Origin of the sequence: Colwellia sp. Arc7-D (assembly GCF_003061515.1) — a bacterium.
Taxonomy (GTDB): domain Bacteria; phylum Pseudomonadota; class Gammaproteobacteria; order Enterobacterales; family Alteromonadaceae; genus Cognaticolwellia.
Map to the genome: position 1 here is coordinate 2,224,483 of NZ_CP028924.1, position 14,914 is coordinate 2,239,396.

8 protein-coding genes are annotated in these 14,914 nt (G+C 35.6%); all 8 read right to left on the bottom strand.

The features are described from left to right. Positions 1-1,773, bottom strand: a complete 1,773-nt coding sequence (locus DBO93_RS09790) for an Hsp70 family protein (protein WP_108456179.1) — start codon at positions 1,771-1,773, stop codon at positions 1-3. Next, entirely contained in the window at positions 1,758-2,981 is a 1,224-nt protein-coding gene (locus DBO93_RS09795; protein WP_108456180.1) for a hypothetical protein, read from the bottom strand. Before DBO93_RS09795 ends, DBO93_RS09790 begins: the two co-directional genes overlap by 16 nt. Continuing rightward, a complete protein-coding gene (locus DBO93_RS09800) occupies positions 2,981-4,066 on the bottom strand; it encodes a hypothetical protein (RefSeq protein ID WP_108456181.1) in 1,086 nt (361 codons plus the stop codon). The genes DBO93_RS09795 and DBO93_RS09800 overlap by 1 nt, the downstream gene beginning before the upstream one ends. 1 nt (position 4,067) lies before the next feature. Then, a complete protein-coding gene (locus DBO93_RS09805) occupies positions 4,068-5,999 on the bottom strand; it encodes a DUF262 domain-containing protein (RefSeq protein ID WP_108456182.1) in 1,932 nt (643 codons plus the stop codon). Between the two features lies 1 nt (position 6,000). Then, positions 6,001-9,723, bottom strand: a complete 3,723-nt coding sequence (pglX, locus tag DBO93_RS09810) for a BREX-1 system adenine-specific DNA-methyltransferase PglX (protein WP_108456183.1) — start codon at positions 9,721-9,723, stop codon at positions 6,001-6,003. An 83-nt stretch (positions 9,724-9,806) separates the two neighbouring features. After that, on the bottom strand, positions 9,807-11,567 hold the full coding sequence (locus DBO93_RS09815) for a DNA-processing protein DprA (RefSeq protein ID WP_108456184.1): 1,761 nt from the start codon (positions 11,565-11,567) through the stop codon (positions 9,807-9,809). A 4-nt stretch (positions 11,568-11,571) separates the two neighbouring features. Further along, entirely contained in the window at positions 11,572-13,668 is a 2,097-nt protein-coding gene (locus DBO93_RS09820; protein WP_108456185.1) for a RecQ family ATP-dependent DNA helicase, read from the bottom strand. Next, entirely contained in the window at positions 13,665-14,906 is a 1,242-nt protein-coding gene (locus DBO93_RS09825; RefSeq protein ID WP_108456186.1) for a hypothetical protein, read from the bottom strand. Before DBO93_RS09825 ends, DBO93_RS09820 begins: the two co-directional genes overlap by 4 nt. Between the last annotated feature and the right edge of the window lie 8 nt (positions 14,907-14,914).

The following is a 14,914-nucleotide window of genomic DNA, read 5'->3' on the forward strand; positions in this document are numbered from 1 at the left end:
TTAAGTAGAACAACATCCAACTTTATATCTTTGGTGACAATAGCTACAAAGTTGATAATACCTATTCTCGTTTTTTTGAAGTTCTGTAAGTTGCTTCTTAAAGTATAAGTTTTCATCTTTTTTATTGAACTCGCTTAAGAGTTCACCAGGTACCAGATCCCATGCATCATCAACGCTTGTAATGTTAGATCTTACCGCTAAGCCTAGTTGTTCCCCTTTATAATTAACTAGGCGTAAGGGCTTTTTTGACAATGTATTACTCGAAATTTGTAGAGCGAATTCAAGATCATAAATTTGTAATTCTTGTGGTGCTTGTTCATCTAGTGATTGAGCATTAATTTTAATAATTAAATTTTCATCAATCTGATAACTAACGTCAATTCTCTCCTTCATTGGTGGAAAGTCTTTATTAACAGGAACGACCATATTCTCATAAGTTGTCCTCCTATCCGTTGCTGCAGACTTGCCAACCATTTGAGGTCTTTTAAAAGTAAATACTGCTTTTCCATCTCTAGGATCAGCACAATACATAGACTGAGTAAAAGCATCAGGAGTGTAACCTCTTGACGGTAACTTTGTTCCCTCAGGTATAACAGTTAATAACGAGTTTCTAGCTTCAACTAACTCGAAGGGTTTTGCTAAGGTTAAACACAAGTCATCATGTGCTATCCATGCAGCACCTTCAGAAATAATCCGATCACCTATGTCTGAAACCTCCAGTGTAGCAACGCCAAATAATTCTCTTAAATGTTGGCGTATTATTGGCATGTTAACCATGCCACCAGTAGCAAGACATAATGCTATAGTCTGAATATCTACATGTGCTTGTTCTTGTGATAATAAGAATTCTATTTCACCAATTCCGGCATCAATAATCGATTTTGAAATACTATCTAGTTCATCTCTGGTTAAAGAGTGCTCTATTTCTGCCTCATCACCATCAGCATTAAAATAGTCATCAATCCAAATATCAATTTTCACACGTCTAGATAAGTCTATTTTAGCTTTTTCACACTCTTCAAGCAGCTTTGCTCTCATACCTGGATTTCTAGATTTATTTGTCGCTACATCCCAGCCATATTTCTTAGCATGCTTCTCTTCAATGTAATTTAAAATGGCTTCATCTAAATAATCACCACCTACTTTGTTATTGCCTCTATTCATTATTTGAACGATAGAGCCATTACGAACTTGGCAAAGTGTTAAATCTAATGTGCCTCCACCCCAGTCAAAAACTAAGATCATTCTCCCTTCATTCTTTAATAATTCATTTTCACTATCTGGTAGGCTCTTAAAATGACCATATAATGCAGCTAATGGCTCGTGTATAAACATCTCAACGTATATACCAGCATCTAGCAAAGCCTCACGAAGCGCTTGACGTCCCCTTCCATCCATAGCTACAGGAATCGTAACAACAGCATGTTGCAAGTCAGCAATACCGTCATCATCTTGTTCTTTAGCATCTGCTATAAGAAAGTTCATTAAGTCAGTAACAACTTCCTTTGGGTTCTTTAAAACTCCGCCAACCGGAAAATCGCTTCCACCTATAAACTTTTTAGGCCCCCTAACAGTGCTCCCTTGAACACCAATAGTTTTTTGTTGAAGCTTGTTTTTAGCTTTAACACCACAAATAACATCTGTACCTTCATAATGAACAACTGAAGGATGCGGACGATCCCTTACCGTAAATGATTTTACTTTTCCTTTTAGTGTAACAACTGAAATTAAGCTATTAGTTGTTCCAAAATCTATCCCTATTTTTTGAACCATTGTAAAGCTCCCTCTATATCTTCTATAACTAAATCTAATTTATCTACTGCAAAACTTACTTTAGGTTCATCTTTTTTAAGACCCTTTAATGAAGTTTTAAGAGTCGGTAGCACATCCTCTTCAAGCAAGTTTATTGCCTTAGATTTTACTTTTCCAGTGTCATCTTTTAAGTGCACACGCTCAGCTTTAACTTGCATAACATCGGTTGTGAACTGTTTTTTAAGAGATTCCACTTCTGCAGTTAAAACTTTTAGTTGAGTCTCTTTTTCTTCAACACAACTTTTTAATGAAGAAACTTCTAGAATTAGTTTATTATTGTGGTCTGTAATCTGACTAACGGTTTGCTGTTCTATCATGCACTGTTTTTTAGCGGAGGATTCTTTTTCTTTAAAGTACGCAATACTTTCAACGATTGAGTCGCGGTTTGAAGATAATAATTGTTTAGCTAAAAAATATGGAATAGACCGTTCTTGTTTCTTATCTTTACTTTTTGTATTTTCAGCTAGAATTTTATAAAACCAATCTAAAATCAAATCAGGCTTAGATTTTTCAAACTCATAGCACCATAAACAACTCAAAGCCTGTACATTTTTTCTCATTGAATCAAGTTGAACTAATGTCATGCCTTTCGACTTATCGGCAACAACATCAATGTCTTTGCTAATATTGAGAGCCTCTTTAGCCTTGTTGATTTGATTGCTCTTTTTTATCCCTTCAGCACGGAATTCAAATTTTTTCTTAAGTTGAGCATTCAATATACCTACTGCATCTCTATTATTTTTATATTCAGACAACATTCCCTGAAAAATATTAGACTCCGCATTTAAAGGGTTTAAAAACTCCAAACTGCTTACAATACTCACACATATATTAATGAGTAAGCGCTTTATTTCAGAGTGATTGCATTGCTGAGACGATATAGCTAATTGAAGAACTATTTTAAGCTCCTTATCATTATTTCTTACTAGCTTAATGATATTTTTTAACTCTAATTCTGATAATCTGTCATTAAGTTTAATATTTTTGATTGCCGTTTCATGGGTTGTCGTCAACTTCAAAGGTTTTGCCTTCAAAGTTTTTTTATCAATTTCAGTTGTAAAAATATCAACTAATATTTCTTTTAATGAGTTCAATACTTTTATCGGTTTACTTATTTTTGTAATTGAATCTTCACTTTTACCTTTGGGTAAACTTAATTTATCTCTCATTAGCTATTCTCATCAAATATTTCTAAATTAAAAACTTCGTTATATTTTAACTTTTTTATGCACTTAGCCATTTCAATGCTATTCCCTTCCATTATGGCTTTTCTAAACAATATATAATCAAGTTTACTTTTATCTTGTACTGTTAAAGTATGACTGCGCATTCGAGCAACTCGTTGTTGTATAAACTCAAAGGTGGAGCTTTCAAACTCAGTATAAACACACTCTAATATAAGAGATGTCATCCTATCTGTAGGGATGCTCTTTGAAGCATCATCAAAGCTCCCCACTTTGTTATTGCAAACATCACCAGAAAAAAAAGTTAAGGCTGTTGTTAAATAAGGCAGACTTTGGCCAGCTGTAGGGGTAGTAAAATTGTTTTTATTAAAATCAATTAAAGACACAATTGCTTTCGCTAATAATGATTCATACGTAGATAATATGCTGTGAGCTTGATTGAATCGTATTTCATGATCTTCAAAAGTAATAAATTTTGTTTTCCCATCTTTAGCCATTATACCCTGGAGATATTTGACTAAACCATCGACATACCATTTAACTGAACTAAGTTTGGATGTACTTTTTATAAACTGGTCTATTAACTCTTCAGTGAAGTCGTCTCGACTCAAAAACAACCAAAAATATTCATCTACTTTTTCTATTTCTTCAAGTTTAGGGATCGAGATATCGATCTCAAATGTCTTTCGTATTTTTCTATTAAACAGATCTATCTTTAAAAACTGATTTAGCTTTTCAGAGACAATAATCTGAATTTGTTCTACATCAGTCTCAACATCATTAATATACATTCTTTGTACATTGCTCAGCTCAATATCATCAATTGAAATCGTATCTCTTAGATAAAACCGACTAGAAGTTACTTCTCTTCCTTTAATCCTAAGAGTTGGGTTTTTAGTTGGATGCTTTTCCCACTCATGTCTTACTCTTAAATCATCACTAGCAAAATTAGAATTACAATAACGACAAGAAAATCTCACAGGTTGGAGCTCTGTTTTTATTCTACTGTCAGGTATAACGACAGAACCACCTGTATTTCCTTTATAAACAAATGTTGTTGAATAAAGCATGCTAGTTTATTTCCTGACTGGCGACTTGCTCTTTCAAAAATTCCAGATGAAGCAACTGAGCCTTAAATTCATCATCACCTATCACTATTTGCCATCTCTCTTCCATGAACGCTAAGAGTTGTAGTCCGCGACTCAAAATAGATTCAGGTAACCACTCTAACTGTTGGGCTAATTCATTTTCTGAAGCTGAACCGTTATAAAATCCAACACCTTTACCGTTATTCTTTTTTAAGTCAAAGTTATCGTTTTGCAGGCTAGAGTTTTTAGCTCTGCTAAGCGGCACTAAGTTACCAATAGAATGTGCTACAAACTGAGTCTGCTCTTTATCTAAACTGCCGAACCTTGAAAGCCAATAGTCATCTTTAGGTGTTTGTGGGAATACATGTTCAATCGTTACATTATCTTTTTTATTCGCCGTTAACTTTTCCCATGACAGTTTATTTGAAGATTGCTTTCCTCTTGAGCGCAGCCACTGCTCATGTTCGTATAAAAAGTATCTCAAACCGTCCCATTTGAAAAAACCGTTTAATCCCAACTCGTATTTCTCTGCAACATGCGAATAGAATCGTTGAGGATCATAATAATGATTGATCCAACCTTGGGTTTTCTCAATTATTGAAGCAATTGAAATAGATCTCACCAATAAATCTCTGGCCATTGAGAAGAACTCAGTGTCACCAGTATTTGAACGTCTTTGACTTAAGGTAAACAAAGTAAAGTTGTATCTTTCAGCAGCTAACAATAATGAATTTACGTCTTCTACATTTTGCTCAGATACATACGCAGCAAGTAATAGAGGCTTGAAGGCCCTAAAACTTAATCTATGTAGTCTATCAAGCAATAATTTATTTTCATCATTTGTGTATTCAGGCAACGGAAAATAAGGGTTATGCATGTAAAACCAAGGACGAATAGATTGCTGAAGACTAGTGACATACTTATCCACTTCCTCAACCGTTATCATATCTTCATCTTTTTTAGGATGAGTTACATTTCTAGCGGTGAATTTCTCATCTAATAAAAACTTAATGTAGTCATCACCTTTGCGGCGCGTGTATTTAAAGTACATAGTCCAGTGATTACGTAAAAAAAGGTGTTCACTGAGAGGAGCTTCAGGATTTTTTCCTAGATACTCATAAATGGTTTTCCAAGCGTTATTAATCTTAGCTCTGAGGACGGCATGACCTTCATGCTCTTTAAACAGTGTCGAAAGATAAATAAGGCGATTTTTCAATAACTCTAAACTTGTTAGGGGCTTACCGCGATTATTCATAGTTTCAAAGGTGACAAACACATCAATTTCATCATCAATCTCATATAAGTTGAATTTAATTTTTTGCGTCAACTTTTTATAAATTAATGCGATCTCATCAGTACTTAGCTCTTTAAGCTTTCCCTTGAAGAATGCTTTAGCTTTAGATAAATTCTGAGTGTATAAGGTTTCTTGATATTGGTTACTATGAGAATGAACACCAAAAACTTTAGTCTTTAAATACTCGTCACTTGGGTTATCTTTCTCGTAACCAAAAATGAAGCTTTCTCTTAAACCATCGTCAGCTCTATTGATAATATATTGCTTTCTTATAGAATCTAGAGATTGGTAGTTTAGCTGTGTATCGTTATTTACTGTTTCTAAAATTGCCTGCATTAACAGCATTGATGTTGTTAACCTTTGTTGACCATCAACAACATAAAAAGGTCTAAAACCAACACCTTCAATGATCCATTCGTCATTGTCCCATCTTTGCCATAAGTCTTTTGTTACAGGCTCTAAGGTAATAACGCCAGTATAGTGAACGCGTTCAACATTAAGGTGAAGAATATCTTCCCAAAAATCGTTGTATTGATGCTCTAGCCAAGCATAGCCACGCTGATAATCAGGTATGCGTAATAAGCGGCGTTCGAAAATATCACTTAAACTTTGTAATTTCATATTATTTAACCGCCTTTCCGTGGATGGCTTTTACATCGGCTAGTAGGTTGCCGAATTTTCCATAATTGGCTTTTACACCATCATCTAGATCAAGTGTGATTCGTTTTTCAGCGTAATGCTTTAACTGATCGTCGAAGGTACGGAGTTCAACTTGTTTTCTCTCTAACAACTTAAGCTCTTTTTCGATAGTTCTTGATTCAGCAGTTGTCGCTTCAAGCTTTTGCTCTGTTAGCATCGAGTGATGAGCTTCATATTTACCCATTAATGGTGTGACATACTCAGTACGCATACGTGATAGTGTGCCTTCGTTATAACGATGCAAATACACTAAACATTCAAAGGCTTTTTCTTTTCCAGAACTAAATAACCAATAGATAGGGCGCTTTTTATAAGTTTTGCAATGGTCTTTAAAGAATTGCGTTGAGAAGTAACGGCGAACTGTATCCATCGCACCTTCACCTTTTTTAGGCTTCAAGGCATGTAAACACAAACTTTCAACCACAAACTCTAAGTTCTCATTTAGATGTTCATTACCCCAAACCGTTTTAACAAATTCTTTAAAACGTGCTGTTGCATCGTCATCAAATAACCATTCTTCACAGGCTAGAGGAATGATACCGTCATCATCGGCTGGAAATTTTTTATAAGCTCCTTCAGAAATCAGTTCTTTGAAGCCTTCGTTACTTGAGCTTGCATAAATTAAACCTTCTTGATCAAGAGAGTATCGCCCCATCATACAACCCAAAACAAAACTAATTAAATCTTGTGTAAACTTCGAAGTTGCTCTTTCTGAAAAATAAGTACCTAATTGAGAAGATTTATATTTGTAATAAGGGTTTATATTTAAAGTAATTTCATCAATAGAAATTACTGACGAAATACCACTTTTAACTTTATAATCTGTTATAAAGTGTTTATTTAAACTTTCTTCTAGTGTTTTGGCTTTTTCGCATATTACTTCACAACGTTTGAACCAATCTTTTAAGAGAACTATCAATCTATTCTCTTCAGTATTTTCGTTTAAAAAAGCGAATGTTGTGAATTCATAACTAGTTTCTTGTTGATTCCAGTCCCATTTATAAATCGCTATAATATCATTTACTAAAGTATCGACTTCAGGCCCACCTCCAACAAAAGGCAAACGATCTAAGTCTACTTTGTTTAAGGCAATAGTTGAGCTAATGTATGAAATTAGCTTTTTTGAAACGTTAGAATTAAGGAATCCAAGTAACCAATTAATTGAAAGATCTTCAGAATTAAAGTAACTTCTAAAATTCACATCAAATACGCCACCATGATTATAAAATCGATAACTATTGGCAGAGGTTGCTATTGATGAAGCAGAAACAGATTCTTTAAAATAAAAGCCTTCGTTCACTACCCTTCCACCGGCAGCACCAACCGTCGCAGCTTTGATCTCTTCACCATCATTCTTCCAATTTATGATAAATTCGTTGTTACCAAACCATTTCCTATCATCGCCACCTTTGTTATAGGGGAACCATTTTTTATTAGTTAGTTGTGCTTCATTCCTGTCAGATGCTTTAAAATAAATATTTAGAGCACTGGGTTCGAACCAATATCTAAGAAAGCGTTCATTATCCGTAGAAAGCAAGCCGATCTTAGGGCTAGCTAATTCAGAAAGAGGTGTTTCATTTGTAAATAACTCTCTAACCTCTTTTGGCATCCAATATGAGACAGGGTGATCGCTAATTTTTAATAATTCTTCTTGAACTACATCAGTAAACCGTTGATTGCCATTTATCAGATTTCTTCTTTTTACTTCATCATCACCATCTATTAATCGAATAAAGACAGGTTTAATAAACTCTGTTTTATTCTTTTGTAGGACCCAGGCAGTTGTCTGGACAATTTCACCGGAAATCTCTTTAAAAGCCCTAGCTCCTAAATGAGCTAGACTTATAATGCTAAAGTTACGCAAGATATTACTTCTTAATCCACTAAATGAGGTTAAGAACATCCATGATTGCATATTGACCTGAGCATGAAAACCAAAGGTCTTAGTTAACTCATTTCCTCTTTCCATAAAGACACCAAAAAGGTCATTTTTAGAATTCGGATATTTTTTGCTCACGTAATCCTTCAGAATTTTGTTCATTTTTTTAATACCCATATAAGGTGGGTTAGCTATGACTACATCATTCTGTGTACTAAGTAAAATAGCTTGCTCTACAATTGGTATTAATTTATTGGATGCATGCTTTGATGAAGGATCTGAACTTCTTAACTTTGCTTTTAATAAATGCCTTAAATTAGTTAAGCTCTTTAAGTATTTATGATTAATTTGAATCAATGAACCGAGCGTTTTAGCCTGCAAAAAAGCTGATTTAAGCGTTTGTAGTAATTCAAAGTATCCTTCATAAATACCTGTTGGTTGAACAAAACCTTCTGACAAATCATCTAAACCATCAAAAAGTCCACCCGTTGAACCTTGTTTCTGATTTCCGTCTAAATTTAACGCTTGCCAAAGTTTGCTTATATCTAAACCTTCTGTTGATTGAAGAGAGTAAACATTAAGCGATACTTCACCATTTTCAACGCGTTGGAAGATGCGTCTATCATCTTCACGAGCTTTCATCATTAAGGCAAAGCAAGCGAGTTGAGCAGCCCTATCGTCAATGTCTAAACCATAAATGTTTTTAGTGAGAATTAACTCTGGAATTTCACGTAACCGATATCCGCGTTCAAGGTAAATTTCACGCATAACTTCATAAACTTCAACCAAAATATGGCCACTTCCAGCGGCAGGGTCGAGAATTTTAATTTCTTCAGGGTCGATACTGGTTGGAGTTATAGCTTTTAGCTGCTCTATGACATCATCTGACTGCTGCGCAGGCTCAATGTAATACTCCATCTTGTCTTTTAACTCTGATTCAGGATAAGTAGCTAGCCATTGTCTACCAAGTGAGTTTTGCACTAGGTATTTAACAATCCAATTAGGGGTAAACAATTGCGTCGCAGCTGGAATATCCTCAGACTTTACCACTTTGCCGATAACAGCATCTTTGTGTTCTGAAATATAGAACTGATATAACCAACCGATAACTTCAATCTCTCTCCAATCTTCTTCTGGTATTTCGTTCACTAAGCCTTTTAAGATAGAGTCAGTTTTCGTTAGGTTGTCTGGAAGCAATAACTCAGTAGCATCGTCTATTGCTTCAAACATAAAAGGCATGATGTTATATAATCGGTGACATTGGCCTAGTAATAACTCTCGGTATAACTCTTCTTCTTTATTACCTGCTAATTGCAGTTCGATGATGTGATTTTTATCCAAATACTTTTTTTCTGGATCGAGGCTATCAACCACATCTGATGCATGGTCTAAAATTTCAGGTAAATTGTCTGTGCTGTTAGGGTTACTAAGTACACGGAAGCCGTGGTCTAAATAATCGTGTAACTCCATATAACGAATGGCTGCAAAACGGTTAAACCATGTATATGCCATTTCGCGAATGAACAAATCATAGCGTTCTTTATGGGTAGCTAATGACTTCTCAGATATTTTTTGTTCAAGTCGTTTGCGCTGCTCGCCTTGTTTATTAGTAAATGCACGACCTTCGATTAGGGCAACACTACCTTCAAATTGAATGTCAGCAATATTGTCTTCGTATATGCCAAACTGTGCAGCACGCTTTTTAATAGCGTCAATAAATTGAGAACGTGCTTTGGGTGCGTAGGCTTTTAAATTTTTAGTGTTCATATAAATCTCGTTATCGGTTCCATGATGTCGGTATTTTTAAATAATATATTTATTATTTACTATTAAGTTAATGCTTAAACTCTTCAGGCTACAGGCAATGTATACTGTTTTTTTCGAGCATTAGGCTTAACAAGTTTATCTATTTCAACAAGGTGTTTTAGCCATTTATCGAGCGCTGTTTTACCCATTATCTCAAACTCAGGAAAGTGGTTTTCAAGTTCAGATATATCAATAAGGTTTTTAGGCTGAGCTTGTATTAGCACACATAGTTGGTGATAAAAGTTATCAAGTAATGGTGTTGTTGTTGTTTGTGTCGGAGGCTGACTTTCTAGCTTTGTGTTTTCTGCCTTATCTGGCGTAACAGAAGGCGCAGGGCTTGCTAATTTATCCGCATGGGATACTTCTACGCTGTCTTGACTTATAGCTTCAATTTTCTTTTCACTGTTAGCTTCTATCTTAGCGACAGGGTTAGATTCGTTTGTATCATCATTTAGACCACGTTTATTTTCGGTTAAGTCTGTTTGGTGCTCAGCAATGTTGTCTGGAGTTTCAAGTGACTGCGGTTCAATTACCTTTTGAGTATTCTCAATAAATTGTGATTGAGTATTTTCTAGATTTTCGGCCTCATGTTCAAAGTTAAGTGGCATTGAAAACATATCTTCTTGAAGGCTACTTTTATTACTCAAGTCCAAGTTTGTATTTGGGCTTTTTAAGGTTTCATTCGTCGAAGGCGTTGGCTTGCTACTCGGCTCAGCTTCAGTTTTTAAAGGGGTTGTTTCATGCCCCTTAAAAAGCAATTCAGAAAACTGTTCTGAAGAAGTGGTAGGCGTAATTGACAATGCTTTCGCTTGAGCCTTAGTCGAGTTTTTAGTCTTAACTTTACCTAAAACACTCCCATTAATTAACCCTTGATTACCTGCTTGTAAAGGCTCTTGATGAGTAGAAACCAACAAAGGCACCCAATCTTTTTTAAGATTTTCTTTTGCCCCTTCCCATGTGCCGCCCTTTTCACCAGAGGTGATCACTAGCGTTGCATTTGATAAAAGGTATATATATTTATTTCGGGCCATGGCATTAGCAGGAGTAAAACGCCCTTCAGGATAAAACGGGCTAACTAATACTAAGTTATTTGCTTTTAAATGCTGTCGCCATTGATTTGAAGCGCTTGCTTTAAACAGACTATCTGCAAGTACGCCAATGGCGGTATTGCCATTATTTAATGAGGCAAGCATAGCGTGAGAATCTACCCCTTTTGCGCCTCCAGATACAACTTGATAACTTAACTGGTTTATATGTTGTACATATTGCGTTGTAGCCTGTTCATCATCATGATTACAATCTCTTGAGCCGACAAAGCCTATGGCAGGTTTTATTAATAATGCAGAATCACCTACCCCAAACAATAAAGCAGGGCTTTGATGTTTTAATTGTTTTTTGATATTTTTTGGGTAGTGCTCATGCTGTCGGTCTATGATCCAAACCCCCGCACTTTGCCATTTATCAAGCGCTAAACTTAAGCTTGCGCCTCTATTTAGCAAGTCTTTGATTCGGTCATATGTGATATTAGCTATTGTGTTTTCTAAGCGTGAAAAATCAATTATTTTCTTAGCTTTTACATGACTAAGTGGTTCATCCCACAAACCCCATATATTATCAAAGGAGTCTTCATTGAGTAAATCTACGGGTTTTTGACCATTTTGATTTAACCAGCAAGCAAAGTAGCCGTACTCATTAATTGAAAGCGTTTTATATTTTCCAAGTTCGTTGGAATTGAAAAAGCTGGTAAGTAACAGTACTGCTTTAATATTCTCAGTAATCATTAGATTATCACTTGTTTTTGACATAATTTTAATTGTTTTTACTCGTGCTAGTGAGCGCTATCGGTACAACTTTTGAAACACCGCTTTGCCTTAATAACGCACCCGCAACTGTAAATGTCCATTTAGAGTCAACCGCATCATCTAATAGCCAAACGGGTGAAGAATACCCTTGTGAAGCATCTATACCAAAAGCCCCATCTAGGTTTTTACTTTGATAAAAGCTATTTTCCATTGTTTTTTGAGGTGGTCGAACTTCAGAAATGCTGATCGTATCTTTACATTCTACTCCTAAAGCTTTTGCTAAAGCATGAGCAAAATTACGGACTAAGTTAGGATGCCGAGGTGAAGGTACATAAGTAAGCCAACTAGGGCGTTGTTCATAGGGAATGCTATTGATCATTTTAACCATTGGAGGAATTAAATCATGGCTAAAACTTCCTTGCTGTTTACCCTCTGCCACCATGTCTCCCCAACCACCATCTTTCCATGAAGAAAGCGCCATACCTTTTTCTATCTTTAAGTTTTTGTCTCGGTATGGAAATCCATAGCTTTTAAACGCTAACCCAGCATTAGCCCCAGAGCTTGCAAATGTCGCTCTTGGTTTAATTTCTATGTATCGATGTCTTAAATAATCATTTGCCAATATCACTAAGTCATGATTAATTTTATCAGACAATTTATTAGCCGGATTGCAGTTTTCACACTTACCACAAGGTTGTGTTTCTGGATCATCTAACTCACTCGATAAAAACTGCATCAAGCATGACGTAGATTGATGGTAATTATTTAATATATCCCATTCGCCTTGTTTAATATTATTTAAACGGTCGATTTTGTCTTGCGGTATTTTGTAGTCAAACTGTGTACGATAATAATACTTATCATCTTTCAAAATTGGTGATGGTTGCTCAATCCCTAAAAACTTCAAAATACTTGTAATGGTACCTTTTGAAAAGTTAACAAAGGGCTCTAAATCTGTTAATTTTACACCGTCTTTTTTTTCGATTACATCTAACAGCTGATTAATTTGATGTTCTTTAGGGAATGCATTTTCTATAAAATACTGCTGAATTTTTCCATCTTCTTTACCTAACATCATGATACCGATAGCACTGTCAATGCCACGCCCAGCACGACCAACTTGTTGGTAGTATTCAACAACATTACCTGGTGATTGATAATGGATAACAAAGCTCAAGTCTGGTTTATCAAACCCCATTCCTAATGCAGATGTAGAAACTAGCGCTTTTATTTTGTTTTTAATTAACGCTTTCTCTAAGTTTTCTTTAATTTCACTTGTTTCTAATTGACTATGATAAGCATGAGCATCAATGCCTTGTGTTTGCAAAAACCCAGCTACAATTTCACAATCTTTGGTGGTTTTTGCATAAATAATACCTGTTCCTGTTATCTCTTTTAAATATTGAGCTAACCAAGCTAAGCGTTCAGATTTATTAGACATATCAATATTTTGGAGTTGAAGGCTTTTACGTGTTAAAGGCCCTCTAATTATAGATAACCGATCACCTAATTGATCTTTGATATCGTTAACGACTCGGTTATTAGCAGTTGCCGTTGTTGCTAAAACTGGCATGTTTTGGGGCATATTTTGTAATACGCGAACAATGCGGCCATAGTCAGGCCTAAAATCGTGTCCCCAATCAGAAATACAATGCGCTTCGTCAACAACAAACAAGCCAATATTGCCACTAATGCGGTTTAAAATATTTTCTGCAAAGTAAGTTTGCCCTAATTGTTCTGGCGCTATGATCACAGCATCAACTTCACTGGCTAAAATTTTGTTTTCCGCCGATTGACGTTCATATTTATCCATGGAAGAGTTGTAAGAAACCACACTCAGCCCCAGCTTTGCCGCTGAATCAATTTGGTTTCTGATTAAGGATAACAAAGGCGAAATAATTAATGTTGGTCCGAAGCCTTGAGAGCGGCGAATTTTGGTGGCTATAAAGTACACCGCACTTTTACCCCAACCTGTTCTTTGAACCACTAAAAGTTGATTCTGTTTATTAACAAGTTCGTTTATTGATTCCCACTGATCTTCATGAAATTTTGCCAATGGGTTACCTGTCATTTCATGTAAATATTTTTTCGCTAATTCTTTCACTTTTTTCCTTCCTTGGATTGCTCAACGAAAAGCGTTTCGTCGAGTATTTTAATTCCTTTTATAAGTGTGCGACCTACAAATCGAATTGGCTTAGACATAACTACTTTATAAACCAACTCACTTGCATCTACGAGCCCTTTAGCAGTACCTTCTATCGCAACACCCGCCCCTTCAAAAAAAGATTGAACACCATCTACGCCTTTATCATATTGTTTGGACGCATGGTTAATACCATTAAGTGATGCAAAAATACCTAAAGAAGCGACGCCTGTTAACACAAGATCTACAGCCGTATCTTTTGCATCAATAACTGTGCCCCCTAATGCGTGTTCAACGCTATTGGTGATGTCTTCATTACTGTATCCCCCGTCTATTACACCAGTTGCTAACGCAACCTCAGAAGTAGCGATAACTGGAATATCATCATCTACTGAGTTTATGTATGCAATATTATCTGTCGCTTTAATTTGCATCTCAGTTCCGCCAATGAGGATATCTGTATCGGGGTTATTGAAATGCTCATGTAATTGACCATTGGTATTATCAGCAACCAGTTGTTCAAAATATGCACCTTTGGTGAGGCTCACTAATCCAGCATGGCTTTCTGGTGACATCCATAGCGTTTCCCACCAAATATCTGAGTTAGACATATTTTCAAAATTGCCATTAACAGCTTTGAGTGAACCATAAACCTCACTGGCCGAGATAAGATCATCGGCTATGGAGACAGGAACAGATAATGACGCTAACCATGCCATCCCCATGGAGCTATCATTTACATCTTTAACAAGGTCAGTTTGTGTAGCTTTTAATAATTGCCTATATGTAAAATCAATGCGTTTTTCGCTCGTAAGTTTTAACAAATTAAAATGATCATGTAGGGCTTGACAGTCGGCGCCATAAACCTCAGTAAACTTCTTAATTGCCGACTTTAACTGGCTAATTTGAGTATCTAACCCACGTAAATCTAATTTTTCACCATGTTTTAATTTATTCCACCACGAAAAGTCTTTATAAGCATTTTCCCATAATTGGTTTAATTCATCTCTTCTCGTTTCAAATGAAACTAAGGTTTCGTCTAGTTTATGGCGTGCCCTGTATAATGGGATGCCTTTTTGCTTTGCTAATATTTTTTTAAGGTTCTCTTCTTTTAATAAATCTTTTTGACGGATTAATTCACTCCGCTTTTCACGAAGTTTTTGTTCTTTACTCTTAAAAACATTCGTAAAAAAATTCATTAATAATC

Coding starts and splice junctions, on each gene's coding strand:
- DBO93_RS09790 (WP_108456179.1), bottom strand. CDS start 1,773: ATGGTTCAAAAAATAGGGATAGATTTTGGAACAACTAATAGCTTAATT.
- DBO93_RS09795 (WP_108456180.1), bottom strand. CDS start 2,981: ATGAGAGATAAATTAAGTTTACCCAAAGGTAAAAGTGAAGATTCAATT.
- DBO93_RS09800 (WP_108456181.1), bottom strand. CDS start 4,066: ATGCTTTATTCAACAACATTTGTTTATAAAGGAAATACAGGTGGTTCT.
- DBO93_RS09805 (WP_108456182.1), bottom strand. CDS start 5,999: ATGAAATTACAAAGTTTAAGTGATATTTTCGAACGCCGCTTATTACGC.
- pglX (WP_108456183.1), bottom strand. CDS start 9,723: ATGAACACTAAAAATTTAAAAGCCTACGCACCCAAAGCACGTTCTCAA.
- DBO93_RS09815 (WP_108456184.1), bottom strand. CDS start 11,567: ATGTCAAAAACAAGTGATAATCTAATGATTACTGAGAATATTAAAGCA.
- DBO93_RS09825 (WP_108456186.1), bottom strand. CDS start 14,906: ATGAATTTTTTTACGAATGTTTTTAAGAGTAAAGAACAAAAACTTCGT.